Origin of the sequence: Burkholderia sp. NRF60-BP8 (assembly GCF_001522585.2) — a bacterium.
Taxonomy (GTDB): domain Bacteria; phylum Pseudomonadota; class Gammaproteobacteria; order Burkholderiales; family Burkholderiaceae; genus Burkholderia.
This window is the reverse complement of record NZ_CP013373.1, coordinates 2,559,621-2,582,534: the sequence shown is the minus strand read 5'-3', so window position 1 is coordinate 2,582,534 and position 22,914 is coordinate 2,559,621. Positions and strand designations below refer to the sequence as shown.

Genomic DNA, 22,914 nt, shown 5'->3' with positions numbered 1-22,914 from the left:
CGGGGAGCGCGCGTGGATACATTGCTTGCTGCTGCGCGGTTCGGCGATCCGATCGCGCATACGGCGTCCAAGGGATGGATGATCGCCGGGATGATTGCCGGCGCGGTGATCGGCGCCGTGGCGGTGGTCGCGACCGGCGGCGCGGCGTTGACGGTGATTGCCGCGGTCGCCGCGGGGGCTGCCGCCGGCGGCGGACTGGGCGAAGTGCTGGGCACGATGTCGTGGGCGCCGCGGCACGTCACCGGAAGCCTGATAAAGGGCTCGCCCAACGTCTTCATCAACAGTCGCCCCGCGATACGGGCCATTTTGAGCCTCGGGCTGTGCAGCGACCACGCAGGCCCGCCGCAGGTGGTCGCGCAGGGGTCGTCGACGGTGTTCATCAACAGCCAGCCGGCGAGCCGCAAGGAAGACCGGATGATGTGCGGCGCGTTGATCAACGACGGATCGCCGAACGTGTTCATCGGTGGCCCGGCAGTCGGGGAGTTCAATCCCGAGATCCCGGCGTGGGTGAACTGGACGATGGCCGCGGTGGGCATTGCCGGCGCGGCCGTTCTTGCGGGGCCGGCGCTGGCGTTTCTCGGCGCGGCCGGCGGCTTTCTCGGCGGTGAAGTCGGCGGGTGGCTGGGCGGAAAGATTTTCGGCGAGGGGTCGGACGGGCAGAAGTGGTCGATGCTTGGAGGAAGCTTGCTGGGCGGGATGGGGGCGGCGAAGGGCGCCGGGCTCGTCGGCGGGGCGAGGGGAGCGGGCGCCGCGGCTGGCGAACTGTCGGCGCTGGAAGCGGCCGAAGGCGCCGCAGGGGCGACGGAGCAGCCGACGATTTCGCTGTTCGGTGTGCGTGGCGGCGGGCGGGCGTCCGATGTCGAAGGCGGGATGCATCCGTATCAGTACACTGGCCACGTCGGGTATTCGCTGGACGGCGGCAAGACGATATGGGGTTTTGGCCCCGCAACGGGCGATGCGAGCCTGGCGGAAGTGTTTACTCATTTGAAGGGATCGGGCAGCTACCCCGGGATGATTACCGCGGATCAAGATGCATTCATCGCGATCGCGAAAAATCCGATGGCTGCCCGTGGTGGTGGCGGAGCGCTACAGACGGTGTACGAGCAAAAGATACCGGTCACGCAGGAGCAGTACGAATCGATACTGGCGGCGCACGAGGAACTGGTCGCGCGCGGGCCGATGGATGACATTCGGTATCAATGGCCACCCCAGTCTGGCGAATGGCCGGCAAACCACTATAACTGTGCGACGTTTCCCGGTCGCCTCGGCATTCCCATTCCCGAAGGGACAGGGAAATTGCAGAATTACATGCCGGAGCTCGAGAAAGTGGGTACGCCTTGGATGCCAGGAAGTTAAATCTTATGAACGCGTCAGAAAGCCTCTATTCCGTCGCTGCCAGAATGCACGATCTGGTGCTCGTGTCCGTCATCGATTCACCGAGTCCGCACGTTTTTCGCGCAAGAATCGAGCAGATCTATTCCTGCGGGAAGGGCATCACGCCGGATCGTCTCGGAACGGAGTTCGAGTTTTACAGCGGACCTGCGACGTGGGGGAACGTACCGCTCCAGATCGGGGAGCGGGCGCTGCTCTTCGTGCATCAGGTGTCCGGCGTGTTCAACGAATATCCATGGCGCGGCCACATGGTCCTGGAGGAAATCGACGGTGAATCGTACGCCCGGTTGCAGATTCCCGAGTTGTGGTTGAGGGACGATCTGCCGGAAGCCGTGAAAGCTGCGGCGGCGCCTCATCCAACCAGGCGAAACGCGTCGATTGTCAGGTTCGGCGTGCTCGAGAACTACCTGAAAGGGCTCATCGAAAAAGCGGTTCGCTGAGCCGGGACGGTTTCCGGACGGCGAAGCGGATAATGCAAGTGCGAAGTTTTTGGAGTTGAATTGAATGACCGACAAGAACCCCGATTTTTCACCGATGCGCGTGCGGGCACGTGGATTCGTGTCGCAAGGCCGCATCGAGGACGCGCTCGGGTTGTACGGCGACATCCTGAAAGTGGCGCCGGACGATGCAGCGACGTATGCCGATCGCGGCACGACCTTCGCGATGATCAAGAAGACCGATCTCGCGCTGAACGATCTGAACCGGGCCATCGAACTGGGCTATACGGACCCGTCGGCGTATTGCACGCTCGCGACCATTTACCTCGAGGGCGGCGCGTACCAGAAGTCGCTCGATTACTTCGATCGGGCGCTGAAGCTCAATCCCGACCAGCCTTTCGTCTATTTCAATCGCGCGCGGGCATACGAGACGCTGGGTGACATCAAGGCGTCGATCGCCGATCTGGAGCGGTGCCTGACTTACGACCCGGACGATGCGTTGTCCGCGAAGATCAAGGAACGGGTGGCGCAGCTTCGCACGCGTCTGTGACGACCGCTCCCGGATGTGAAGGTGCGGTCTCGACCCGGAAGAATCCGGGCGAATGGCTTGGGGAGTCGTGATGTTGAAGCGGGACAGGTTGCCGTATGCCGCGCTGCCTTCATCGTTGGCGGCGTTGGTCCCCGAGACTGTTTTTCTGGAGGCGTTCGAGCATGCCGAGTCGCAAACGGTCATCGTTTGGTACGTCGACGCGCAAATCGGTCGTCAGCGTGAAATCGAGTTTTCGCCGAGGCTCGGACGTCCGCTGTCGCGCAGCGAGCGCGAAGTGCAATTCCCGCCGGAGCGGCAGCGCATCCTGCAAGACGGAATTCGGGTGCACATAGGCAACAGACTCGAGGCCGATACCGACGTTCGCTACGAAACCTATACCGCATACGATCCGGTGACGTCGTCGAAGCTTGTCGTCGGCGAACAAATGTTCTTCGTGCGGTTTCTGGACGATCCCGAGGCAGTCGTTCGGCAGGCGATCGAACGAGCGACGTTTCCGAACACGTATGCGGGATGGAGCGCAATCGAGCGCACGCGTTATTGGGTGGGCGTGCTGTATCGTGCGCGACGCCAGACGGGGGAGTCGGGTATCAACGAAGACGAAGCCTTCCGGCCTGCATTGTTGAAGCAGATGAGGGCGGTGGATCCGGATGTCGATGGCATGCTTGCGGCGGTGCTGGCCGAGCTGGGTCGAATGGAAATGGTCGACCCGGATGACATGCGCGCTGCATTCAATCGACGTACAGGCGCATCGGTTTGATTGCGCGGCGCATCGCCCCCGTTACTGCAAATTCCCCCACCGATCGACTGCCGGTTCCGCCGACGCCCACTTCCAGTGCGTGCCTTGCTGGCACGCATTCGCGAAATACCAGTCGGCCTTGTCGCCGTCCTTCACCGAGAACGCGAATTCCTTGCACAGCGCGAGCGCCGACGAGTACGCGCGCGTGACCCGCACCTCGCCTTCGCCGTTTTCGAGCGGCAGCGTGTTCTTCACCTTCCACGGCTTCACTTCGCCGACGGCGAGACTGCCGGCCGTCTTCGCGATCGCGTCCTGCTGGTTCTGATGGAGCTGCTTCATCGTGCGGTTGACGGCTTCGTCGGTCGCGGCCTGCACGGCGATCCCGACACCGACGCCGACCGCCGGGTTCGCGGTGACGAGACCCGTCGCCGCGCCGGCCAGCGCGCCGCTCGCCGCGCCGACCGACCCGCAGCCCGACAGCGCGACCGTCGCCGCGCACAGCGCGCCGATCGCCGCGATACGAATCGCGACGCTCATTGCAGCGCGCCCCAGCGTTCGGTCGCCGGTTCGGCCGACGCCCATTTCCACACGGGCCCGTCGCGGCAGATGGTGGCGACGTAGAACGCCGATTGCGCGGCCTTGTCGGCCTTCGCCGGCGTGTCGACCGCGAACACGATTTCCTTGCAGTCGAGCGGACCGACGCTGATCATGCGGCTGACCGTCACGCGGCCCTGCTCGTCGTCCTCGATCGGGAACGAATGGTGCGTCGACCACGGCGCGACGCCGCCGACGTCGAGCGGGCCGGCCGCCTTCGCGATCTGCTCCTGCGTGTAGCGGTGCGCGACGCGTTGCGTGTACTGGACGCCGGCCCGCGCGCCGGCGACGGCGCCGAGGCCGATGCCCGTCGCGACGGCGGCATTGTTGGTGACCTTGGAGGCGATCGCGGCGCCCGCGATACCGGCGCCGGCCGTCGCGCCTTCGCTGTACAACGAATTGCAGCCGGACAGCAGTGCGGCCGTGGCGATCGCGGCCAGCACGACGCGCGCCGGCGTGGCCCGGCGCGGCGATTCGAAACGAATGTTCATCCCTGAGTGCAAGTCCTGTCTGGGTGAGCGGCGACGCGTGCACGCCTGATGCCGCGTCATTGTTTCGCAATTGTCATGGGAAAACTGCAAAGCTTTGACAAATCGCCGCGCGGCAGGCCGCGTGCGCGCGGGCGGCGTTATTGTCGGATAGATGATCGACGAAGGGTCGAAACGTTACAAATTGAAGGTAATTGTTACCATCGGCCGCGCTGACGCGACCTAGACTGTTTTGCTATGGAATGTTTCTACGACGGCCTCGAGCCGCGCCGCAGATGAGACACCCAGCCATGCGCCGTTCGAAACGGTTGTCACACCGGCCGCCTGATGCGGCGGCCGGCCATTCGGAAGACCGCCCGCGTCCGCAGACCGACGCGCCATCGGCGCCGCCTGCGGGCGCGCCGGACGAGACGCCGTCGGACGGCGATCACAACCAGGGTGGTGCTCGCCCGGAAGGGCTCGACTATCAACGCGACCTCGGTCAGGAGCAGGACGCTTGATACGGTCGTCGCCGCATTCCACCGCCGTATTTCATTGCAATTCTCGGAACTGAGTCGCCGCGCGGCCGCCTTCGGGCCGCCGCGCCCGCTTCGGCGTGCGTTGCGCGCCAGCCAATCGAATCGAGGAGGGGAAGTCGCATGAGCAGATTGATCGTGGTATCGAATCGTGTCGCCGCCGGCGAGGACACGCGCCCGAGCGCGGGCGGCCTGGCCGTCGGCGTGATGGACGCGCTGAAGGAAACGGGCGGCGTCTGGTTCGGCTGGAACGGCGAGATCGTCGGTGCGCCGGATGCCGAGCCCGCGATCCAGCGGGACGGCAACGTGACGTATGCGACGGTCGGGCTGACCCGGCGCGACTACGACCAGTACTACCGCGGCTTCTCGAACGCGACGCTGTGGCCGGTGTTCCATTACCGCGGCGATCTCGCGCGCTTCGATCGGCAGGAGTACGCCGGTTACCTGCGCGTGAACGCGATGCTCGCGAAGCAGCTCGCCGCGCTGCTGCGGCCGGACGACCTGATCTGGGTGCACGACTACCACCTGCTGCCGTTCGCGCACTGTCTGCGCGAACTCGGCGTGAAGAACCCGATCGGCTTCTTCCTGCACATCCCGTTTCCGTCACCCGACATGCTGCGCCTCGTGCCGCCGCACGAGGAGCTCGTGAAGTTCATGTGCGCGTACGACGTCGCGGGTTTCCAGACCGAGGCCGACAAGCAGGCCTTCACCGACTACATCGAGCGGCGCGGCATCGGCGCGGCGAGCGACGACGGGATGCTGCACGCGCATGGCCGCGTCGTGAAGGTCGCGGCCTATCCGATCGGCGTGCATCCGGACGCGATCGCGCAGGCGGCCGTCCAGTACGGCACGCGCAAGCCGGTGAAGATGCTGCGCGAGGCGCTGGGCGACCGCAAGCTGGTGATGAGCGTCGACCGTCTCGATTACTCGAAGGGGCTCGTCGAGCGCTTCCAGTCGTTCGAGCGGATGCTCGCGAATGCGCCGGGCTGGCAGGGGCGCGTGTCGCTCCTGCAGATCGCGCCGCCGACGCGTTCCGACGTGCAGACCTATCAGCACATCCGCGAAACGCTCGAAGGCGAGGCCGGCCGCATCAACGGCCGCTTCTCGCAGCTCGACTGGACGCCGATCCAGTACCTGAACCGCAAGTACGAGCGCAACCTGCTGATGGCGTTCTTCCGGATGTCGCAGGTCGGCTACGTGACGCCGCTGCGCGACGGGATGAATCTCGTCGCGAAGGAATACGTCGCGTCGCAGGATCCGGCCGATCCGGGTGTGCTCGTGCTGTCGGAGTTCGCGGGCGCGGCGGCCGAGCTGACCGGCGCGCTGCTCGTCAATCCGTACGACCTGTCGCAGATGGCCGAGGCGCTCGAGCGCGCGCTGTCGATGCCGCTCGCGGAGCGCCAGGCGCGTCACGAGGAGAACCTCGCGCGGCTGCGCGAGAACGACCTGTCGGTCTGGCGCGACACCTTCGTCGCCGACTTGCGCAGCGTCGCTGCCGCGGCGTCGGTCACGCGGCGGGCAGGCCGGCGGGTCGCGCATGCGTGAATTCGCGCCGGGCGCCGCCGCGCCGGGCGCCACCGCGTCGGGCAATGCGCCGAGCGCCGCCGATCGCGACGACGAAGCGGTCGACGACTCGACCGGCCGCTTCTTCGTCGTGACGGGCGGCCCGGGTTCGGGCAAGAGCACGTTGCTCGATGCGCTCGAGCGCGCCGGGTTCGCGCGCTCGCAGGAGGCCGGGCGCGGCGTGATCCGCGACCAGATGGCCGTCGACGGCCCGGCGCTGCCGTGGCGCGACCCGGCCGCGTTCGCCGAGCTGATGCTGAGCTGGGAGATGCGGTCCTACCATCTCGCGCGGCAGGCGCGCGGGCCGGTGTTCTTCGACCGCGGCGTGCCGGACGTGATCGGCTATCTGACGCTGACCGGGTTGGCGGTGCCCGCGCACGCGGAAGCCGCGGCGCGGCGTTTCCGCTATCACCGGCGCGTGTTCATCGCGCCGCCGTGGCCAGACATCTATGCGCAGGACACCGAGCGCCGGCAGGATTTCGCGGAGGCGGTGCGGACCTATGACGCGATGGTCGATTGCTATACGTCGTATGGCTATCGGCTGATCGAGTTGCCGCGCGTGAGCGTGAAGGCGCGCGTGCGCTTCGTGATGGATACGCTCGACGCCGCATGACGTCCGCCGCCCGTGCGGCGCGCGATGGTGTCAGGCCGCCGTGTCCGGCCGCGGCGACGCGATGCGCAGCAGGCTCACGACCGCGGCCACCGCCGCGAACGCCGTGGCGACATAGAGTGCGATCGTCGGCCCGCGGTCCGGCGCGAGCCCGAAAATCAGCGCGACGAGCGCGGCGCCGAGCGTCTGGCCCGTCAGGCGCGCGGTGCTCAGCATGCCGCCGGCGCCGCCGCTGCGCTCGCGCGGCGCCGACGACAGCATCGCGCGATTGTTCGGCGACTGGAACAGCCCGAAGCCTGCGCCGCACAGCGCCATCCGCCACACGATGTCGAGCGTGCCCGGATGCGCGCCGATTGTCGCGAGCGACAGCAGCCCGGCGGCGAACAGCGCGAGCCCGATCCCGCCGAGCATGCCGGCCGAATAGCGGTCCGACAGCACGCCCGCGAGCGGCGCGGCGAACACGATCACGAGCGGCCACGGCGTCATGTAGAGGCCCGTCTCGACCTGCGAGAACCCCAGCGAATTCTGCAGCCAGAACGGCAGCGCGACGAACGCGAGCATCTGCGACGTGAACGACGCCATCGACGTGTAGATCGACAGCGCGAACATCGGGATGCGCATCAGGTCGACCGGCAGGAGCGGCGCCGGCTGCGACAACTGACGCTTCACGAAGAAATAGCCGACCACGAACGCGACGGCCAGTTCGGCCGCGACGTATGCATGACCTTCGCCGTGACCGAGCCCGTCGACGGCCGTGATCAGCAGGCCGAACACGCATGCGTTCATCAGCGCGCTCGGAAAGTCGTACGGCGCATCGTGCAGCGGGTTGGCCGGCAGCGCGCGCAGGCTGCCGAGCACGGCCGCGATGCCGATCGGCACGTTGACCGCGAAGAGCCACGGCCACGACGCGAACGACAGGATCGCCGACGCGACCGTCGGCCCGATCGCCGACGACAGCGCGACCACCATCGCGTTGATCGACAGCCCGCGCCCGAGCATCGAAGACGGGTAGATCATCCGCACGAGCGCCGCGTTGACGCTCATGATGCCCGCCGCGCCGAACCCCTGGATCACGCGCATCACGGCCAGCACCGGCAGCGAGCCGGCGAGTGCGCAGCCGAGCGATGCCGCGGTGAACAGCGCGAGCCCGGCGATGTAGATGCGACGATAGCCGATACGTTCGCCGAGCGACGCGAGCGGCAGCAGCGTGATCGTGACCGCGAGCTGATACGCGTTGACGATCCAGATCGACGCGGCGTCGGACGCGCGCAGGTCGCGCGCGATGGTCGGCAGCGCGACGTTCGCGATGGCGCCGTCGAGCACGGCGAGCGTGATGCCCAGGGCGACGCAGACGATCGCCCAGTAGCGTTGCGGAAGCGGCAGGCCGGTATCGGCGTTCATGACGGGAGCGAGAGCATGGTTGTCCGCGCGCCCGCTTGCCGGTTGCGTGCGCAACCATGTGCACGGGTGGAGGCGGCGATGAACGGCCCGGCCGGCGTGGCTGCACCGGGACGGGGCCGGTCGAGTGTATCACCGGGCCGCATCGCGCGACGCCGAGCCGTACGGCCGCCGGCCGACGCGCGCATTCAGCCTTCGAAGTCGAGACCGCCGAGCCGCACGAGCGGGTCGGCCTGCGTGCGCGATGCGAGATCGATGTCGCGCGCGCCCTGCCACGCCCCGAGCTTTCTCGGCAGCGCGGCGAGGTAGTGCTCGAAGCGCTGCCGGCCGTCGGGTTCCATCAGCCGCTCGATCTCGTCGGTGTCCCATGTCAGTTCGAGATTCAGCGGATGCACGAAGCCGCTCACGTGCTCGTGCGGCGCGCTGCGGATCTGCACGCGCGTCGGATGCCCGTGCCCGCCATAGGGGACGACGTCGGTCTGCACGTGATCGGCGAAGAACGCGGCGATGGCCTGCGCGATGCGCGGTGCGAATTCGGTATCGAAACGGCGGGCGGTTTCGGGCTGCATGACGTCGTCTCCTGTATGCCGAAAATCGTAGCACGGCGACGGCGCGTTTCGCCGGGGGCGATGCCGGTAATCGCGCGTTACCACTTGCTGCATCTATTACGGCCGCGTACCGCCACAATGCATCGCATCCAGTACCACTTCGCGTGGGAGTCCATCATGAAAAAGATTGCCGCAGTATGTGTCCTTGCCGGTTCGCTCGCGGTCGCGGGCCCGGCGTCCGCGCATGGCCGCGACGGCGGCGCCGTCATCGGCGCATTGATCGGCGGCGCGGTGCTGGGTGCGATCGTGACGTCGGCGATGAATCCGCCCGTCGCATATCAGGCGCCCGCGTACCAGCAGCCTGCCTATCCGACCTATCAGCAGGCGCAGTACCAGGACGACGGCCCGAACTATTGCTACGACCGCTACCAGCGTGCGTACGTGTGCGGCGCGCCGGTGCAGCAGGGTGGCTACGTGCAACCGGCCGGCTGGTAAGCGGCGGCGCGCGAGCGGGTTCGGTGCCTGGCGGCCACGCCCTCGCCGACGCTCGCTTCGCCCGGCCGGACGACGAAAGGCCCTCGCTCGATGCGAGGGCCTTCGTCTTTGGCGTGGCCGTCCGTTCGCCGGTGTGATGCGCCGCCGGTCATCGGCCGTGCGTGGATACAAACGGTTGCAATTGCGTCAGTGGCGATGACCGCCGCCGTCGCCGCGACCGTGTCCGCCGCCACCGCCGCCTTCGTTCCAGTCGCCGCGGCGTCCGCCGCCGCGCCACCAGCCGTTGCCGCGGTTGCCGCGATCGCCGTCCCAGTGATGGTAGTCGCGTCGGCCGCGATCCCAGTCGCGTCCGCCGCCACCGCCCCAGATGTTGACCGTGCCGTACACGGGAGACGGGGCGTACGCATAGCCGGGATCGGAATAGTAGGGCTGCCCGTAGCCGTATCCGGCGTCCGGGGCGACGACGCAGCCGGCCAGCAGGGTGGCGACGCCGGCGGCGGCAATGAGCTTCAGCATGATGTTCTCCGTTGGTTCCGCTATAAGTACCGCGCCCGGGGATTGCCGGCTGTTTGCAATTGTGTCGCCAAATTACAGCCTCGTAAGGTCTTGCGACGAAAGTGTTAGCATCCGGGGCTCATTAGTTTTTCAGGAGCACATCGATGAAATTCGCGATCCGGGCCGCACTGGCCGCCTGCTGCGTGACGACGGCCGCCGCATGCGTGGCCGCGCCGGCATCCGCACCCGCCGTGCCGGCCGAGTCGATCAAGATGTTTCCGCAGGCAGCCGCCGGCCAGCAGCGCGTCGTGATCGCGCTGCCCGCGCTCGAGAACGAGGGCGATGCGCGCGTCGAGCTGATGATCGGCAAGACGCTGGAGACCGACTGCAACCAGCAGTGGTTCGGCGGCGAGCTGACCGCCGAGGACGTCAAGGGCTGGGGCTACACGTATTACCGGCTCACCGACGTGAAGGGGCCGGCATCGACGCTGATGGCGTGCCCGGGCCAGGCGCCGCAGCAACGATTCGTGCAGGTGCGCGGCGACGGTCAGCTGCTGCGCTACAACAGCCGCCTGCCGCTCGTCGTGTATGTACCGGATGGCTTCGACGTGCGCTATCGCGTGTGGCATGCGTCGAAGGACGTGCAGCAAGCCGCGAAGCAGTAATCTCCCGGCGGCGTCCTGCCGCTATCCGCCGGTCGCGCCGGCCGCGCCGCGCGCGCCGACGAGCGCCGGCCATGCGGCCAGCGCGGCCTGCGCGACGGCCTCCAGATCGCGGCGGCTCGCGCCGTCGCGCGCCTGGATCGACATCCCCTGCTGAACCGTCACGTAGTAGCGCGCGATCGCATCGAGGTTCGCGTGCGCCGATATTTCGCCGGTCGCGACGCCTTGCGCGAGGCGTTCCCGCAGCGCATCGACCGTGCCCTCGCGCATCGCAATCAACGTTTGCCGGACCATGTCGGAACGTTCGGCCGGATGCAGCGCCGACAACACGATCAGACAGCCGGCCGGCTTCGAACGCCGCGTGAACACGCGTGCGGTATCCATCAGGTAGTTCCGCACGGCGTCGTATGCACTGGCCGCCCGTTCGACGCCCCCCCAGATTTCCCGCCCCTCGGTTGCGCGGTAATGCTCGAGGGCTTGCCGGAACAACGCTTCCTTGCTGCCGAAGGCCGCATACAGGCTCGGCGACGCGATGCCCATCGCGGCCGTCAGGTCCGTCATCGACGCCCCTTCGTAGCCGAGACGCCAGAACACCTCCATCGCGCGATCCAGCGCCGCTTCCTTGTCGAAGCTTCTCGGTCGGCCTCGTTCAGCCATTGCGTCCGTTCCTTCGTCGATATCTGTATCGATCGATAAAATAAATCAATTGACTGTGCGGCGCAACTTGCCACATTCTGTGTCGGTCGTTACACAAATGAGGAAAGGAACCGATATGAACCGACTTCAGGGCAAGCGTGCACTCATCACCGGCGGCAGCCGCGGCATCGGCGCGGCGATCGCCAAACGGCTGGCGGCCGACGGCGCCGACGTGGCGATCACGTATGAAAAATCGGCCGAGCGGGCGCAGGCCGTCGTCGCCGGCATCGAAGCGCTGGGCCGTCGCGCCGTGGCGATCCAGGCCGACAGCGCCGATCCGGTGGCCGTGCGCAACGCGGTCGATCGTGCCGCGCACGCGTTCGGCGGCCTCGACATCCTCGTCAACAACGCGGGGATTTTCCGGGCCGGCGCGCTGGACGAGCTCACGCTCGACGATATCGACGCGACGCTGAACGTGAACGTGCGTGCGGTGATCGTCGCGTCGCAGGCGGCGGCGCGTCATCTCGGGGAGGGCGGGCGCATCGTGTCGACTGGCAGTTGCCTCGCGACGCGCGTGCCCGATGCGGGAATGAGCCTCTATGCGGCGAGCAAGGCCGCGTTGATCGGCTGGACGCAGGGGCTCGCGCGCGATCTCGGCTCGCGCGGCATCACGGTGAACATCGTGCATCCGGGCTCCACCGATACCGATATGAATCCGGCCGATGGCGAGCACGCCGATGCGCAACGTTCGCGGATGGCGATTCGGCAGTACGGCAAGGCCGACGACGTAGCCGCGCTCGTGGCGTTCATCGTCGGGCCGGAAGGGCGATCGATCACCGGGACCGGGTTGACGATCGACGGCGGCGCGAATGCATGAACACTGATGTGCGCTGCGTGAACGGGCCGGGTGACGGTTGGTTCGTCGTCGTTCGCTATCGGCAGCCGACGCGCTGGTGCTCGGCTTCCAGGTCGGCCCGTTTGTCGTAAGCCCGCAGTTCGTTGCGCGGTTTGCCGTCTGGGCCCATCCCGCGCACGACCTTCTGGCCGCGGTCGGGCGAGTGCGTGACCGCGTCGATGCCGGCGGCCAGTTCCCGGCAGCGGGTGTCGGGGGACGTGTTGTCCGGACGCGGGGCTGCCGACGCAGTGACGTTGGCGATGCCCGGGCTGACGTAGCGCTGTTCGGCGGAGGCCGTGTCGGTGTCGGCGGCGTTGGCCGTGCCGGTCATCGCTGAAAGCGCGGCGAGCGCCGCGATCATCCGAAGCATGGGCGGAGTCCGTGTGCTGAACTGAAGAAGGTTCGGAATTCTACGCAATGTTCAGTGCATGTCGGCGGCCAACGGGCGAGGTGCGCGCGCGTGTCGCATATCGTGGTGAATGCCCGATTGCACACGTCATTCGTGTGCCGCCTGCGCGCGTCAGCAATATCGCGGACCGCTGAATGGCAAAAAGCCCGCTTGCTTTCGCAAAGCGGGCTTTTTTTCGGTATTTGGTTGCGGGGGTAGGATTTGAACCTACGACCTTCGGGTTATGAGCCCGACGAGCTGCCAGACTGCTCCACCCCGCGGCGCGAAGTGTACTTGGGTCGGTGCGCAGAGTCAAACGATTCGTGCGAAGACGGCCCGATCTCATATCGGGCCTGTTCCTTGAAACGACTGCCGCGCGCGGAAACCGACGCGTACGGCCGGAAAATTTTCATCTTCGCCACAATATTCGCGCGCCTGAAACGTCTTCAGACGCATGGAACCGCCACCCACTTCGCAAACGATGACCGACCCAGACCGCGACATCACTGCGACGGTGATGCGTGAACGAACGAGGCTAGGGAACTTCATTCGGCGCCGGATACGCGACCCGGACGACGCCGAGGACGTTCTGCAGGATGTGCTTCACGAATTCGTCCAGGCTTATCGACTTCCTGCGCCGATCGAACAGGCGAGCGCGTGGCTGTTCCGTGCCGCGCGCAACCGCATCATCGATCGTTTCCGCAAAAAGAAGGAGCAGCCGCTGACCGATCTGCTCGATGCCGACGACGAAGCGGACAGCGAGTATCGCCTGGATCTCGCGTTACCGGCGCACGACGCCAGCCCTGAAGCGCGCTACGCACGCACGCTGTTGCTGAAAGCGTTGCAGGATGCGCTCGACGAGTTGCCGGCGAATCAGCGCGAGGTTTTCATCGCACACGAACTGGAGGGGCTGTCCTTCAAGGAAATGGCCACGCAAAGCGGCGTCACGCTCAATACGCTGCTGGCGCGCAAACGCTACGCGGTCCTGCATCTGCGTGCTCGACTGCAACCCATTTACGACGAACTGGATATCTAGAGGAGTCGACGGATGAATCTTCGAATCAGATGTGCGGGCAAGGCATTGCTCGTGGTGGTCGCCATAGGCGTGCTCGGATGGATCGTCATGATGCTGTGGAACTGGGTGATGCCGGCGCTGTTCGTCGGCGCCCGGACGATCGACTTCGCGCATGCGCTAGGCCTGCTCGTGTTGAGCCGCATCCTGTTCGGCGGATTTCGCGGACACCGCGGCTGGCACGGCCGGCGCCACTGGCGCAAGTGGGAAGCCATGACACCCGAAGAGCGCGAGCATTTCCGGGCCGCATGGCGATCGCGCGGCAACCGGCGCCCGGAGGAGTGAGCATGCGCGAAAAATCAACGCACGACTGCAAGCAGAAGGCGGGGGTGATCGCGCCGGTCGTCGACCTGAAACGTTGCGAAGGCAAGGGGGATTGCGTCACCGTTTGCCCGGAAAACGTGTTCGAGGTGCGGCGCATCGATCAGGCCGATTACCTCGACCTCGGGCTGATGCATCGCTTGAAACTGCGCGTGCATGGAATGAAAGTCGCCTATACGCCGAATGCGCAAGCCTGCCGGTCATGCGGGCTTTGCGTGACGGCGTGTCCCGAACGGGCGATCACGCTTGCCAGAAGGGCATAGCGTCGTCCGGGCCCGCCGATGACGGCGCGGTATCGCTCGCAGTCCGACGGATGGCAGCCGCTGGATACGCCGTTCACGTGATCAATCTCATCAAGGAATGCACTTGGCTTCAACCATCGACGTTCTTTTGCAACGGCTTCATGAAGAAAGCCGGAGCGAAATCATCGCCCGGGCCCGCGCCCAGTTCCAGGGGCCGAATGAGGCGTTTCCGACGCTCGTCGACGAATACGAAACGCTCACCCCCCGGCTGCGAGGGCGCTTTCTCGAAACGTTCGGCCTCTTCAGCGACGATTTCGAATCGTCGGAAAGCGGTGCGCTGTCGTTGGCCGTGTCGGCGGAGACGGGGCGATTCCTGCGCAACATCGTGCTGTCGCAACGGTCGGCCAGAATCCTCGAGCTCGGGAGTTCCTGCGGCGTGTCGACCCTGTATTTGGCCGACGCGCTGCGTACGTTGGGCCGTGGCGTGGTCATCGCGACCGAACGTGATGCGCTCAAATGCGCGCGCCTGCGGGCACACGTCGAAACAGCGGGGCTGGATGCCTATGTCGACGTGTGGGAGGGCGATGTATTCGAAACGGTTGCCGAACTGGACGGGACCGTTGACATGGTGTTTATCGACGTATGGGCTGACGCGTATCTGAAGCTATTCAGGCAGATCGAGCGCCTGCTGCGGCCGGGGGCGGTCGTGCTCGCCGACAATATGTACACGGCCGAGGATGCCGTTCGACCGTACAAGGATTACCTCGACGAGGATCCGCGTTTTTCGACCACGACGCTGGATTTCGAGTCGGGGGTCGAGTTTACGGTGGTCGTTGGTTGAGCGGGGGGCTGTGGATCTTGGGGGAGTTGGAGCTTGGCTGGTCCCCCCGACAGGAATCGAACCTGTATCTAGCGCTTAGGAGGCGCTTGTTCTATCCATTGAACTACGGGGAGAGCCAAGTCCGGGCATTCGCGCAAGAGATGGCGAACCGGACGGCGGTGTGGACAGCGCGCAGAGTATAGCAAACGCACGGCGCGTCGGCGGCTCGGAATGCACACCGACGCGCGTATCGCGTAATCGACCGCGATCGGAACGGAAAATCAGAAATCGACGACGACGAAATCTTCCTTGCCCACGTCGCACAGCGGGCAGCGCCAGTCGGCGGGAATGTCGGCGAAACGGGTGCCGGCAGCGATGCCTTCGTCGGGCAGCCCTTCCGCTTCGTTGTAGACCCACCCGCAAATCAGGCAGACCCAGCTCTGGTATTCGGTTACTTCGCTCATGTTGCGCTCGGGACAATGAAAATTCGGCGATGCCGTCCGCAGCCTCGCCGGCGGACGAAAGGCGCAATGGTACCGGAATTTCGCCGAACACCTGCGCAACGTCGTTTTAAACGTACGCATCGCGAACAACCGACGCCGGCGCGTCGACCGGGCACGCGGTGTATGCTTCGTGGGCCTGTCAATCAGAAGGAGGAAACGATGCTCAACAGAAAGTGGATCGCGGGTGCAGTCTGCGTCGCGGCGCTGGCCGTGTCGACGCTCGCGCGCGCCGAAGCGCGTGTGTTCTTCGTCGAGCCGCAGGACGGCGCGACGGTGTCGAGCCCCGTGCACGTGAAATTCGGTCTCGAAGGCATGGCGCTCAAGCCGGCCGGCGACATGACCCCGGATACCGGTCACCATCACCTGTTGATCGACGGCAAGCCGGTGCCGAAGGGCGACGTGATCCCGGCGACCGAGCATTCGCTGCATTTCGGCAAGGCCCAGACCGAAACCGACGTGAAGCTGCCGCCCGGCCAGCACACGTTGACGCTGCAGCTCGGCGACGGTGCGCACCGTTCGTACGGCCCCGAAATGAGCTCGACGATCACGGTCAACGTGAAATAACGAAATAACCGCGCATCCCGCGCAGGCGCCCGATGCGTCGCGCGCGGGATCTGCCGATCGGCCGGCCGCGCGGGCATCCGGCCGGCATTCGGTCGTTTTCGCGGGTACGCAAACCGCGGCCGGCATCCGCACCGGAGCCCGGCCGCCACCCGCTCGCGGCACCGCGCCGACGCGCGTCGAGCGCCGCCCGCGGCCTTCGTCCGTCCGGCCGAGCCGATACCGGCCTCCGCGACCGGTACAATGGGCGCTTCCGATTTCTCTCATCGCCGTCTCCCCATGTCGCTCTATTCCATTACCGGCGCGCAGCTCGCGTTCGGTCACGTCGCGTTGCTCGATCACGCGGATTTCTCGCTGGAGGCCGGCGAGCGCGTCGGCCTGATCGGCCGCAACGGCGCGGGCAAGTCGTCGCTGCTGAAGATCGTCGCCGGTCTCGCGAAGGCCGACGACGGGCTGGTCACGCGCCAGCAGGAGCTCGTGACCGTCTACGTGCCGCAAGAGCCCGAATTCGAGCCGGGTGCGACGGTGTTCGACGCGGTCGCGTCGGGGCTGGCGCACACGCGCGAACTGCTCGAAGAATACGATTCGATCGCGCACCGCCTCGCGGAGATACCGGAAGGCGCCGAGCACGATGCGCTGCTCGCGCGGATGAACGCACTGCAGTCGTCGCTGGACGCGCACGACGCATGGAACTGGCGCACGCGCGTATCGATGACGCTCGCGCAGATCGGCCTGCAGGACGGCGACGCCCGCGTCGACGCGCTGTCGGGCGGGATGCAGAAGCGCGTCGCGCTGGCGCGCGCGCTGGTGCTGCAGCCCGACGTGCTGCTGCTCGACGAACCGACCAACCACCTCGACTTCGACGGTATCCGCTGGCTCGAAGAGCTGCTCGTCGCGCAGCGCGCGGGCCTGCTGTTCATCACCCACGATCGCGCGTTTCTCGACCGCGTCGCGACGCGCATCGTCGAGCTCGATCGCGGCCGGCTGCTGTCGTATCCGGGCAATTTCTCCGCGTACCAGACGCGCAAGGCGCAGCAGCTCGAAGTCGAGCGCGTGGAGAACGAGAAATTCGACAAGCTGCTCGCGCAGGAAGAAGTGTGGATCCGCAAGGGCGTCGAAGCGCGCCGTACGCGCAGCGTCGGCCGCATCGCGCGGCTCGTGCAGATGCGCAACGAGCGCGCCGAGCGCCGCAATGCGCAGGGCAACGTGAAGCTCGACGTCGCGCAGGGCGAGAAGTCCGGCAAGATCGTCGCGGAGTTGACCGACGTGACGAAGCGTTACGGCGGCCGCACGGTGGTCGACCGTTTCTCGACGACGGTCATGCGCGGCGACAAGATCGGCTTCGTCGGCCCGAACGGCGCCGGCAAGACGACGTTGCTGAAGCTGATCCTCGGCGACCTGAAGCCCGACGAAGGCACGGTGCGCACCGGCACGAACCTGCAGGTCGCGTATTTCGACCAGATGCGCGCGCAGCTCGACCAGGAGAAGAGCCTCGCGGATACGATCAGCCCCGGCAGCGAATGGGTCGAGATCGGCGGCGTGCGCAAGCACGTGATGAGCTATCTCGGCGATTTCCTGTTCGCGCCGGAGCGCGCGCGCTCGCCGGTGAAGTCGCTGTCGGGCGGCGAACGCAACCGGCTGCTGCTCGCGCGTCTGTTCGCGCGCCCGGCCAACGTGCTGGTGCTCGACGAGCCGACCAACGACCTCGACATCCCGACGCTCGAACTGCTCGAAGAACTGCTCGCCGACTACGACGGCACGGTGCTGCTCGTCAGCCACGATCGCGCGTTCCTCGACAACGTCGTGACGTCGGTGATCGCGGCGGAGGGCGACGGCAAGTGGCGCGAATACGTCGGCGGCTTCACCGACTGGCAGATCCAGAGCGCACGCTCGGAGCAGCTCGCGCAGCAGGAGGCGGCGAAGCGCGCGGTCAAGGAAGCGGCGCCTGCGAAGGACGAGCCGGCGAAGAGCGCGGCGGGCCGCAACGCGCAGCGCACGGTGAAGCTGTCGTTCAACGAGCAGCGCGAACTCGATTCGCTGCCGGAGAAGATCGCCGCGCTCGAAGCGGAGCAGAAGACGATCAATGCGCAGCTCGAGGACGGCTCGATTTTCGCGAAGGATCCGCAGGAGGGCACGCGCCTGACCGAGCGGTTCGCGGCGATCGACGACGAACTGCTCGCCGCGCTCGAACGGTGGGAAACGCTCGAAGCGAAGCGCAAGCCGGCGTGACGCGTGCGGCGCGCGCCGATCCCGCGATTGGCGCGCCACGCGGAACCAGTAAAATACCGCGCGTTCAGGGGCGCGCCGCGCACGCCGCGCGCCCGCTTTCGGAGCAGTCCAAGCACACCGTTGTTTCGATTCGCTTTTTTACGGAACTCAACGTTTTGTCCACGACGTTATCCACACGAGGTGTGGACAACGTCCCGATGAATGACGAAATTCAGCGCCTATGTCAACGAAGAAACCCAGCGCGGCCTATAGCGAAGCATCGATCAAGGTGCTCAAGGGTCTCGAGCCGGTCAAGCAGCGACCCGGCATGTACACCCGTACTGAAAATCCGCTGCACATCATCCAGGAAGTCATCGACAACGCGTCCGACGAGGCGCTCGGCGGCTACGGCAAGCAGATCACGGTCACGCTGCACGCCGACCAGTCGGTGTCGGTCGAAGACGACGGCCGCGGCATTCCGTTCGGGATGCACCCGGAAGAAGGCGTGCCGGTCGTCGAGATCGTGTTCACGCGCCTGCATGCGGGCGGCAAGTTCGACAAGGCCGCCGGCGGCGCGTATACGTTCTCAGGCGGCCTGCACGGCGTCGGCGTGTCGGTGACGAACGCGCTCGCGACGCGTCTGGACGTGACGGTCTGGCGCGACGGCAAGATCGCCGAGCTCGGCTTCGCCGACGGCGACGTCGTGAAGCCGCTCGCGACGCAAGCCGCGGGCCGCAGCGAGAAGAAATCCGGCACGCGCGTGCAGGTGTGGCCGAATCCGAAGTACTTCGATTCGCCGAACCTGCCGCTCGGCGAGCTGCAGCGCCTGCTGCGCTCGAAGGCCGTGCTGCTGCCGGGCGTCGAGGTCGTGCTCGTCAACGAAAAGACCGGCGAGCGTCAGACGTGGAAGTACGAAGACGGTCTGCGCGGCTACCTGCTCGACGAAATGAACGGCAGCGAGCTCTTGATCCCGCTGTTCGAAGGCGAGCGTTTCGCCGATTCGCGTTCGACCGACGAAACCTTCGCCGAGGGCGAGGGCGCGTCGTGGGTCGTCGCATGGAGCGAGGAAGGCTCGCTCGTGCGCGAGTCGTACGTGAACCTGATCCCGACGCCGGCCGGCGGCACGCACGAGTCGGGCCTGCGCGACGGTCTCTATCAGGCGGTGAAGAGCTTCGTCGAGCTGCACAATCTGCAGCCGAAGGGCGTGAAGCTGCTCGCGGAAGACGTGTTTGCGCGCGTGTCGTTCGTGCTGTCCGCGAAGGTGCTCGATCCGCAGTTCCAGGGGCAGATCAAGGAGCGGCTGAACAGCCGCGACGCGGTGAAGCTCGTGTCGTCGTTCTCGCGTCCGGCGCTCGAACTGTGGCTGAACCAGCACGTCGAGCACGGCAAGAAGCTCGCGGAGCTCGTGATCAAGCAGGCGCAGGCGCGCACGCGCGCGGGCCAGAAGGTCGAGAAGCGCAAGAGCTCGGGCGTCGCGGTGCTGCCGGGCAAGCTGACCGATTGCGAGACGGAAGATATCGCGCGCAACGAACTGTTCCTCGTCGAGGGCGACTCGGCGGGCGGCTCCGCGAAGATGGGCCGCGACAAGGAATACCAGGCGATCCTGCCGCTGCGCGGCAAGGTGCTGAACACGTGGGAAACCGAGCGCGACCGCCTGTTCGCGAACAACGAGGTGCACGACATCTCGGTCGCGATCGGCGTCGATCCGCACAGCCCGGACGACTCCGTCGACCTGTCGAACCTGCGCTACGGCAAGATCTGCATCCTGTCGGACGCGGACGTCGACGGCTCGCACATCCAGGTGCTGCTGCTCACGCTGTTCTTCAAGCATTTCCCGCAATTGATCGAGCGCGGCCATGTCTATGTGGCGCGCCCGCCGCTGTTCCGCGTCGACGCGCCCGCGCGCGGCAAGAAGCCCGCGCAGAAGCTCTATGCGCTCGACGACGGCGAGCTCGAAGCGATCCTCGACAAGCTGCGCAAGGACGGCGTGCGCGACACGCAGTGGAGCATCAGCCGCTTCAAGGGCCTCGGCGAAATGAGCGCCGAGCAGCTGTGGGACACGACGATGAACCCGGATACGCGCCGCCTGATGCCGGTGAAGCTCGGCGAGCTCGACTACGAGGCGACCGTCGCGCGGATGACGATGCTGATGGGCAAGGGCGAGGCAGCCGCGCGGCGCGGCTGGCTCGAGGAAAAGGGCAACGACGTCGAAGCGGACATTTAAGCGGACCTGCCGCGCGGCCGGGCATGACGCCCGGCCCGGCCTCACGCCACTTACGAATACGGAATTCAGATGGACGACAATACTTCCGATCTCTTTGCCAGCCCCGACGCGCCGGAGAGCGACGCGCTGACGCTCGGCAACTACGCGGAGCAGGCGTATCTCAGCTACGCGGTCAGCGTCGTGAAGAGCCGCGCGCTGCCCGACGTGTGCGACGGCCAGAAGCCGGTGCAGCGCCGGATTCTCTACGCCATGAACGAAATGGGCCTTGGCCCCGACGCGAAGCCGGTGAAGTCGGCACGCGTGGTCGGCGACGTGCTCGGTAAATACCATCCACACGGCGATCAGTCGGCGTACGACGCGCTCGTGCGTCTCGCGCAGGATTTCTCGTTGCGCTATCCGCTGATCGACGGGCAGGGCAACTTCGGTTCGCGCGACGGCGACGGCGCGGCGGCGATGCGTTACACGGAAGCGCGCCTCACGCCGATCGCGAAGCTGCTGCTCGACGAGATCGACCAGGGCACGGTCGACTTCATGCCGAACTACGACGGCTCGTTCGAGGAGCCGAAGACGCTGCCGAGCCGCATGCCGTTCGTGCTGCTGAACGGCGCGTCGGGCATCGCGGTCGGCCTCGCCACCGAAATCCCGTCGCACAACCTGCGCGAAGTGGCGGCCGCGGCGGTCGCGCTGATCCGCAATCCGAAGCTCACGCACGCGGAGCTGATGAACCTGATTCCCGGTCCGGATTTCCCCGGCGGCGGTCAGATCATCTCGAGCGACACCGAAATCTCGGCGGCGTACGAAACGGGCCGCGGCAGCCTGAAGGTGCGGGCGAAGTGGAAGATCGAGGATCTCGCGCGCGGCCAGTGGCAGCTCGTCGTGACCGAGCTGCCGCCGAACACGTCGGGCCAGAAGGTGCTCGAGGAAATCGAGGAGCTGACCAACCCGAAGCTCAAGCTCGGCAAGAAGACGCTGACGCCCGAGCAGCTCAACACGAAGAAGGCGATGCTCGACCTGCTCGACGCGGTGCGCGACGAGTCGGGCAAGGAAGCGGCGGTGCGGCTCGTGTTCGAGCCGAAGTCGCGCACGATCGACCAGACGGAATTCGTGAACACGCTGCTCGCGTACACGAGCCTCGAATCGAACGCGACGCTGAACCTGGTGATGATCGGCGCCGACGGCCGGCCGGGCCAGAAGGGCCTGCTGACGATCCTCGACGAATGGGTGAAGTTCCGCCAGCTGACGATGACGCGTCGTTGCCGCCATCGTCTCGCGAAGGTCGACGACCGCATCCACATTCTCGAAGGGCGGATGATCGTCTTCCTGAACATCGACGAGGTGATCCGCATCATCCGCGAGTCGGACGAGCCGAAGGCCGCGCTGATGAGCGCGTTCGGGCTCAGCGAGCGGCAGGCCGAAGACATCCTCGAAATCCGCCTGCGCCAGCTCGCGCGGCTCGAGAAGATCAAGATCGAGAAGGAACTCGAAGCGCTGCGCGACGAGAAGGCGAAGCTCGAGGAACTGCTCGCGAACGAAAGCGCGATGAAGCGGCTGATGATCAAGGAGATCGAGGCCGATGCGAAGCAGTACGGCGACGATCGCCGCACGCTGATCCAGCAGGAAAAGCGCGCGACGTTCGAGGCGAAGGTGGTCGACGAGCCGGTCACGGTCGTCGTATCGCAGAAGGGCTGGGTGCGTGCGCTGAAGGGCCACGGACTCGACCCGGCCGGCTTCACGTTCAAGGCCGGCGATCACCTGTACGCGGCCTTCCAGTGCCGCACGCCGGATCGGCTGATCGCGTGGGGCAGCAGCGGCCGCGTGTATTCGGTCGACGTGTCGGTGCTGCCGGGCGGGCGCGGCGACGGCGTGCCGGTCACGTCGCTGATCGAGCTCGAATCGGGCTCTCACCTGATGCACTACTACGCGGCGCCGGCCGACCAGCAACTGCTGCTCGCGTCGAGCAACGGCTTCGGCTTCCTCGCGAAGGTCGGCGACATGGTGAGCCGCGTGAAGGCCGGCAAGTCGTTCATGACGATCGACGCGGGCGCGGTGCCGCTCGCGCCGATGCCGGTGCTGCCGAACGCGACGCAGGTCGCGTGCCTGTCGAGCGGCGGTCGCTTGCTCGTGTTCGGGATGGACGAGATGAAGACGCTGTCCGGCGGCGGGCGCGGCGTGATCCTGATGGCGCTCGACGACAAGGAAACGCTCGTGCAGGCGCTGGCGATCGATCCGGCGGGCGTCGTGCTGATCGGCACCGGCCGCGGCGGCAAGGCGCAGGACGACACGCTGTCGTACGCCGGGCTCGCGCCGCACATCGGCAAGCGTGCACGCAAGGGCCGCGCGCCGGAGACGAAGCTCAAGGTCGTCAACGAGCTGCGTCCGCTGCTCGGCTGACGCCGCGCGCGGTCGCCCGGTTCAGCTGCGATCGAAGGCCGCACGTCCGCTTCGGCGGGCGTGCGGCTTTTTCTTTTCGGCGCGGGGATGCGGGTAAGCAAGCGTGGCGTTGTCACGCGGAACTTGCAAAATAATGTGAAATCGCGCCGAGGGCCTGAACCGCGACGCGG

At 66.4% G+C, this 22,914-nt stretch carries 26 protein-coding genes and 2 tRNA genes; 18 read left to right on the top strand and 10 right to left on the bottom strand.

From position 1 onward, the window contains the following. The first annotated feature begins 12 nt into the window (after positions 1-12). The 4 genes from WS54_RS25515 (at position 13) to WS54_RS25500 (ending at position 3,136) form a co-directional block, all read left to right on the top strand. Complete coding sequence (locus WS54_RS25515; RefSeq protein WP_218929447.1) at positions 13-1,356, top strand: PAAR domain-containing protein; 1,344 nt, start codon at positions 13-15, stop codon at positions 1,354-1,356. A 5-nt stretch (positions 1,357-1,361) separates the two neighbouring features. Beyond that, positions 1,362-1,832 carry a hypothetical protein gene (locus tag WS54_RS25510; protein ID WP_159086705.1) on the top strand — a complete coding sequence of 157 codons (471 nt, stop codon included), beginning with the start codon at positions 1,362-1,364 and terminating at the stop codon, positions 1,830-1,832. 64 nt (positions 1,833-1,896) lie between these two features. Then, complete coding sequence (locus WS54_RS25505; protein WP_034208085.1) at positions 1,897-2,379, top strand: tetratricopeptide repeat protein; 483 nt, start codon at positions 1,897-1,899, stop codon at positions 2,377-2,379. 70 nt (positions 2,380-2,449) lie between these two features. Then, positions 2,450-3,136 carry a hypothetical protein gene (locus WS54_RS25500; RefSeq protein WP_059781221.1) on the top strand — a complete coding sequence of 229 codons (687 nt, stop codon included), beginning with the start codon at positions 2,450-2,452 and terminating at the stop codon, positions 3,134-3,136. 21 nt (positions 3,137-3,157) lie between these two features. Here WS54_RS25500 and WS54_RS25495 read toward each other — a convergent pair whose 3' ends face one another. Both WS54_RS25495 and WS54_RS25490 read right to left on the bottom strand, forming a co-directional pair. Beyond that, a complete protein-coding gene (locus WS54_RS25495; RefSeq protein WP_050017462.1) occupies positions 3,158-3,652 on the bottom strand; it encodes a hypothetical protein in 495 nt (164 codons plus the stop codon). Next, positions 3,649-4,200, bottom strand: a complete 552-nt coding sequence (locus WS54_RS25490; RefSeq protein ID WP_059499103.1) for a hypothetical protein — start codon at positions 4,198-4,200, stop codon at positions 3,649-3,651. Before WS54_RS25490 ends, WS54_RS25495 begins: the two co-directional genes overlap by 4 nt. A gap of 287 nt (positions 4,201-4,487) precedes the next feature. Here WS54_RS25490 and WS54_RS25485 point away from each other — a divergent pair, with 287 nt between their 5' ends. From WS54_RS25485 to WS54_RS25475, 3 genes are all read left to right on the top strand, one after another. Beyond that, complete coding sequence (locus tag WS54_RS25485) at positions 4,488-4,697, top strand: hypothetical protein (protein ID WP_082725076.1); 210 nt, start codon at positions 4,488-4,490, stop codon at positions 4,695-4,697. Between the two features lie 138 nt (positions 4,698-4,835). Next, entirely contained in the window at positions 4,836-6,257 is a 1,422-nt protein-coding gene (gene otsA / locus WS54_RS25480; protein WP_034208082.1) for an alpha,alpha-trehalose-phosphate synthase (UDP-forming), read from the top strand. Next, positions 6,250-6,888 (top strand): AAA family ATPase, encoded by a 639-nt coding sequence (locus WS54_RS25475; protein ID WP_236872773.1) that lies wholly within the window; start codon positions 6,250-6,252, stop codon positions 6,886-6,888. Before otsA ends, WS54_RS25475 begins: the two co-directional genes overlap by 8 nt. A gap of 30 nt (positions 6,889-6,918) precedes the next feature. Here WS54_RS25475 and WS54_RS25470 read toward each other — a convergent pair whose 3' ends face one another. Together WS54_RS25470 and WS54_RS25465 are read right to left on the bottom strand one after the other, a co-directional pair. Continuing rightward, positions 6,919-8,286 (bottom strand): MFS transporter, encoded by a 1,368-nt coding sequence (locus WS54_RS25470; RefSeq protein ID WP_059781224.1) that lies wholly within the window; start codon positions 8,284-8,286, stop codon positions 6,919-6,921. A 185-nt stretch (positions 8,287-8,471) separates the two neighbouring features. Beyond that, positions 8,472-8,852, bottom strand: a complete 381-nt coding sequence (locus WS54_RS25465) for a DUF5594 family protein (protein WP_034208080.1) — start codon at positions 8,850-8,852, stop codon at positions 8,472-8,474. Between the two features lie 117 nt (positions 8,853-8,969). Between WS54_RS25465 and WS54_RS25460 the strand changes: the two genes are divergently transcribed. After that, positions 8,970-9,326 carry a hypothetical protein gene (locus tag WS54_RS25460; protein ID WP_059781226.1) on the top strand — a complete coding sequence of 119 codons (357 nt, stop codon included), beginning with the start codon at positions 8,970-8,972 and terminating at the stop codon, positions 9,324-9,326. Positions 9,327-9,512: 186 nt separating this feature from the next. Here the strand turns inward: WS54_RS25460 and WS54_RS25455 are convergent, their stop codons facing one another. Continuing rightward, positions 9,513-9,842 (bottom strand): hypothetical protein, encoded by a 330-nt coding sequence (locus WS54_RS25455; RefSeq protein WP_059499109.1) that lies wholly within the window; start codon positions 9,840-9,842, stop codon positions 9,513-9,515. Positions 9,843-9,985: 143 nt separating this feature from the next. On the opposite strand from WS54_RS25455, the gene eco reads away from it, so the two are divergent. Then, positions 9,986-10,486 (top strand): serine protease inhibitor ecotin, encoded by a 501-nt coding sequence (gene eco, locus WS54_RS25450; RefSeq protein ID WP_034208077.1) that lies wholly within the window; start codon positions 9,986-9,988, stop codon positions 10,484-10,486. Between the two features lie 21 nt (positions 10,487-10,507). On the opposite strand, the gene WS54_RS25445 is transcribed toward eco, so the two are convergent. Further along, complete coding sequence (locus WS54_RS25445) at positions 10,508-11,140, bottom strand: TetR/AcrR family transcriptional regulator (RefSeq protein WP_059781228.1); 633 nt, start codon at positions 11,138-11,140, stop codon at positions 10,508-10,510. A gap of 115 nt (positions 11,141-11,255) precedes the next feature. Between WS54_RS25445 and WS54_RS25440 the strand changes: the two genes are divergently transcribed. After that, positions 11,256-11,996: an SDR family NAD(P)-dependent oxidoreductase gene (locus WS54_RS25440; RefSeq protein WP_059781231.1), complete on the top strand. Its 741-nt coding sequence runs from the start codon at positions 11,256-11,258 to the stop codon at positions 11,994-11,996. A 55-nt stretch (positions 11,997-12,051) separates the two neighbouring features. On the opposite strand, the gene WS54_RS25435 is transcribed toward WS54_RS25440, so the two are convergent. Both WS54_RS25435 and WS54_RS25430 read right to left on the bottom strand, forming a co-directional pair. Next, positions 12,052-12,384: a hypothetical protein gene (locus WS54_RS25435; protein WP_059781233.1), complete on the bottom strand. Its 333-nt coding sequence runs from the start codon at positions 12,382-12,384 to the stop codon at positions 12,052-12,054. A 222-nt stretch (positions 12,385-12,606) separates the two neighbouring features. Then, positions 12,607-12,683, bottom strand: a tRNA-Met gene (locus WS54_RS25430). A 173-nt stretch (positions 12,684-12,856) separates the two neighbouring features. Between WS54_RS25430 and WS54_RS25425 the strand changes: the two genes are divergently transcribed. The 4 genes from WS54_RS25425 (at position 12,857) to WS54_RS25410 (ending at position 14,878) form a co-directional block, all read left to right on the top strand. Continuing rightward, entirely contained in the window at positions 12,857-13,438 is a 582-nt protein-coding gene (locus WS54_RS25425; RefSeq protein ID WP_082725077.1) for an RNA polymerase sigma factor, read from the top strand. Positions 13,439-13,450: 12 nt separating this feature from the next. Beyond that, positions 13,451-13,759: a hypothetical protein gene (locus tag WS54_RS25420; RefSeq protein WP_034208072.1), complete on the top strand. Its 309-nt coding sequence runs from the start codon at positions 13,451-13,453 to the stop codon at positions 13,757-13,759. A gap of 2 nt (positions 13,760-13,761) precedes the next feature. Further along, positions 13,762-14,058, top strand: coding sequence for a 4Fe-4S binding protein (locus tag WS54_RS25415; RefSeq protein ID WP_059781237.1), 297 nt, complete (start codon positions 13,762-13,764; stop codon positions 14,056-14,058). Positions 14,059-14,155: 97 nt separating this feature from the next. Continuing rightward, a complete protein-coding gene (locus WS54_RS25410; RefSeq protein WP_108041966.1) occupies positions 14,156-14,878 on the top strand; it encodes an O-methyltransferase in 723 nt (240 codons plus the stop codon). A 38-nt stretch (positions 14,879-14,916) separates the two neighbouring features. On the opposite strand, the gene WS54_RS25405 is transcribed toward WS54_RS25410, so the two are convergent. Together WS54_RS25405 and WS54_RS25400 are read right to left on the bottom strand one after the other, a co-directional pair. Further along, positions 14,917-14,991 (bottom strand) — tRNA-Arg (locus WS54_RS25405). Positions 14,992-15,138: 147 nt separating this feature from the next. Then, positions 15,139-15,321, bottom strand: coding sequence for a rubredoxin (locus WS54_RS25400; RefSeq protein WP_034190709.1), 183 nt, complete (start codon positions 15,319-15,321; stop codon positions 15,139-15,141). Between the two features lie 198 nt (positions 15,322-15,519). Between WS54_RS25400 and WS54_RS25395 the strand changes: the two genes are divergently transcribed. From WS54_RS25395 to parC, 4 genes are all read left to right on the top strand, one after another. Beyond that, a complete protein-coding gene (locus WS54_RS25395) occupies positions 15,520-15,924 on the top strand; it encodes a DUF4399 domain-containing protein (RefSeq protein ID WP_059781239.1) in 405 nt (134 codons plus the stop codon). A 276-nt stretch (positions 15,925-16,200) separates the two neighbouring features. After that, positions 16,201-18,150 (top strand): ATP-binding cassette domain-containing protein, encoded by a 1,950-nt coding sequence (locus WS54_RS25385; protein ID WP_034208058.1) that lies wholly within the window; start codon positions 16,201-16,203, stop codon positions 18,148-18,150. Between the two features lie 220 nt (positions 18,151-18,370). After that, positions 18,371-20,353, top strand: a complete 1,983-nt coding sequence (gene parE / locus WS54_RS25380; RefSeq protein WP_034208057.1) for a DNA topoisomerase IV subunit B — start codon at positions 18,371-18,373, stop codon at positions 20,351-20,353. A 69-nt stretch (positions 20,354-20,422) separates the two neighbouring features. After that, positions 20,423-22,744 (top strand): DNA topoisomerase IV subunit A, encoded by a 2,322-nt coding sequence (parC, locus tag WS54_RS25375; protein ID WP_034208056.1) that lies wholly within the window; start codon positions 20,423-20,425, stop codon positions 22,742-22,744. The last annotated feature ends 170 nt before the right edge of the window (positions 22,745-22,914 follow it).

Excerpts from the sequence above, each read along its gene's own strand:
- WS54_RS25510 (WP_159086705.1), top strand. The coding sequence starts at position 1,362 with ATGAACGCGTCAGAAAGCCTCTATTCCGTCGCTGCCAGAATGCACGAT.
- WS54_RS25505 (WP_034208085.1), top strand. The coding sequence starts at position 1,897 with ATGACCGACAAGAACCCCGATTTTTCACCGATGCGCGTGCGGGCACGT.
- WS54_RS25500 (WP_059781221.1), top strand. The coding sequence starts at position 2,450 with ATGTTGAAGCGGGACAGGTTGCCGTATGCCGCGCTGCCTTCATCGTTG.
- WS54_RS25495 (WP_050017462.1), bottom strand. The coding sequence starts at position 3,652 with ATGAGCGTCGCGATTCGTATCGCGGCGATCGGCGCGCTGTGCGCGGCG.
- WS54_RS25490 (WP_059499103.1), bottom strand. The coding sequence starts at position 4,200 with ATGAACATTCGTTTCGAATCGCCGCGCCGGGCCACGCCGGCGCGCGTC.
- WS54_RS25485 (WP_082725076.1), top strand. The coding sequence starts at position 4,488 with ATGCGCCGTTCGAAACGGTTGTCACACCGGCCGCCTGATGCGGCGGCC.
- otsA (WP_034208082.1), top strand. The coding sequence starts at position 4,836 with ATGAGCAGATTGATCGTGGTATCGAATCGTGTCGCCGCCGGCGAGGAC.
- WS54_RS25475 (WP_236872773.1), top strand. The coding sequence starts at position 6,250 with ATGCGTGAATTCGCGCCGGGCGCCGCCGCGCCGGGCGCCACCGCGTCG.
- WS54_RS25470 (WP_059781224.1), bottom strand. The coding sequence starts at position 8,286 with ATGAACGCCGATACCGGCCTGCCGCTTCCGCAACGCTACTGGGCGATC.
- WS54_RS25465 (WP_034208080.1), bottom strand. The coding sequence starts at position 8,852 with ATGCAGCCCGAAACCGCCCGCCGTTTCGATACCGAATTCGCACCGCGC.
- WS54_RS25460 (WP_059781226.1), top strand. The coding sequence starts at position 8,970 with ATGCATCGCATCCAGTACCACTTCGCGTGGGAGTCCATCATGAAAAAG.
- WS54_RS25455 (WP_059499109.1), bottom strand. The coding sequence starts at position 9,842 with ATGCTGAAGCTCATTGCCGCCGCCGGCGTCGCCACCCTGCTGGCCGGC.
- eco (WP_034208077.1), top strand. The coding sequence starts at position 9,986 with ATGAAATTCGCGATCCGGGCCGCACTGGCCGCCTGCTGCGTGACGACG.
- WS54_RS25445 (WP_059781228.1), bottom strand. The coding sequence starts at position 11,140 with ATGGCTGAACGAGGCCGACCGAGAAGCTTCGACAAGGAAGCGGCGCTG.
- WS54_RS25440 (WP_059781231.1), top strand. The coding sequence starts at position 11,256 with ATGAACCGACTTCAGGGCAAGCGTGCACTCATCACCGGCGGCAGCCGC.
- WS54_RS25435 (WP_059781233.1), bottom strand. The coding sequence starts at position 12,384 with ATGCTTCGGATGATCGCGGCGCTCGCCGCGCTTTCAGCGATGACCGGC.
- WS54_RS25425 (WP_082725077.1), top strand. The coding sequence starts at position 12,857 with ATGGAACCGCCACCCACTTCGCAAACGATGACCGACCCAGACCGCGAC.
- WS54_RS25420 (WP_034208072.1), top strand. The coding sequence starts at position 13,451 with ATGAATCTTCGAATCAGATGTGCGGGCAAGGCATTGCTCGTGGTGGTC.
- WS54_RS25415 (WP_059781237.1), top strand. The coding sequence starts at position 13,762 with ATGCGCGAAAAATCAACGCACGACTGCAAGCAGAAGGCGGGGGTGATC.
- WS54_RS25410 (WP_108041966.1), top strand. The coding sequence starts at position 14,156 with ATGCACTTGGCTTCAACCATCGACGTTCTTTTGCAACGGCTTCATGAA.
- WS54_RS25400 (WP_034190709.1), bottom strand. The coding sequence starts at position 15,321 with ATGAGCGAAGTAACCGAATACCAGAGCTGGGTCTGCCTGATTTGCGGG.
- WS54_RS25395 (WP_059781239.1), top strand. The coding sequence starts at position 15,520 with ATGCTCAACAGAAAGTGGATCGCGGGTGCAGTCTGCGTCGCGGCGCTG.
- WS54_RS25385 (WP_034208058.1), top strand. The coding sequence starts at position 16,201 with ATGTCGCTCTATTCCATTACCGGCGCGCAGCTCGCGTTCGGTCACGTC.
- parE (WP_034208057.1), top strand. The coding sequence starts at position 18,371 with ATGTCAACGAAGAAACCCAGCGCGGCCTATAGCGAAGCATCGATCAAG.
- parC (WP_034208056.1), top strand. The coding sequence starts at position 20,423 with ATGGACGACAATACTTCCGATCTCTTTGCCAGCCCCGACGCGCCGGAG.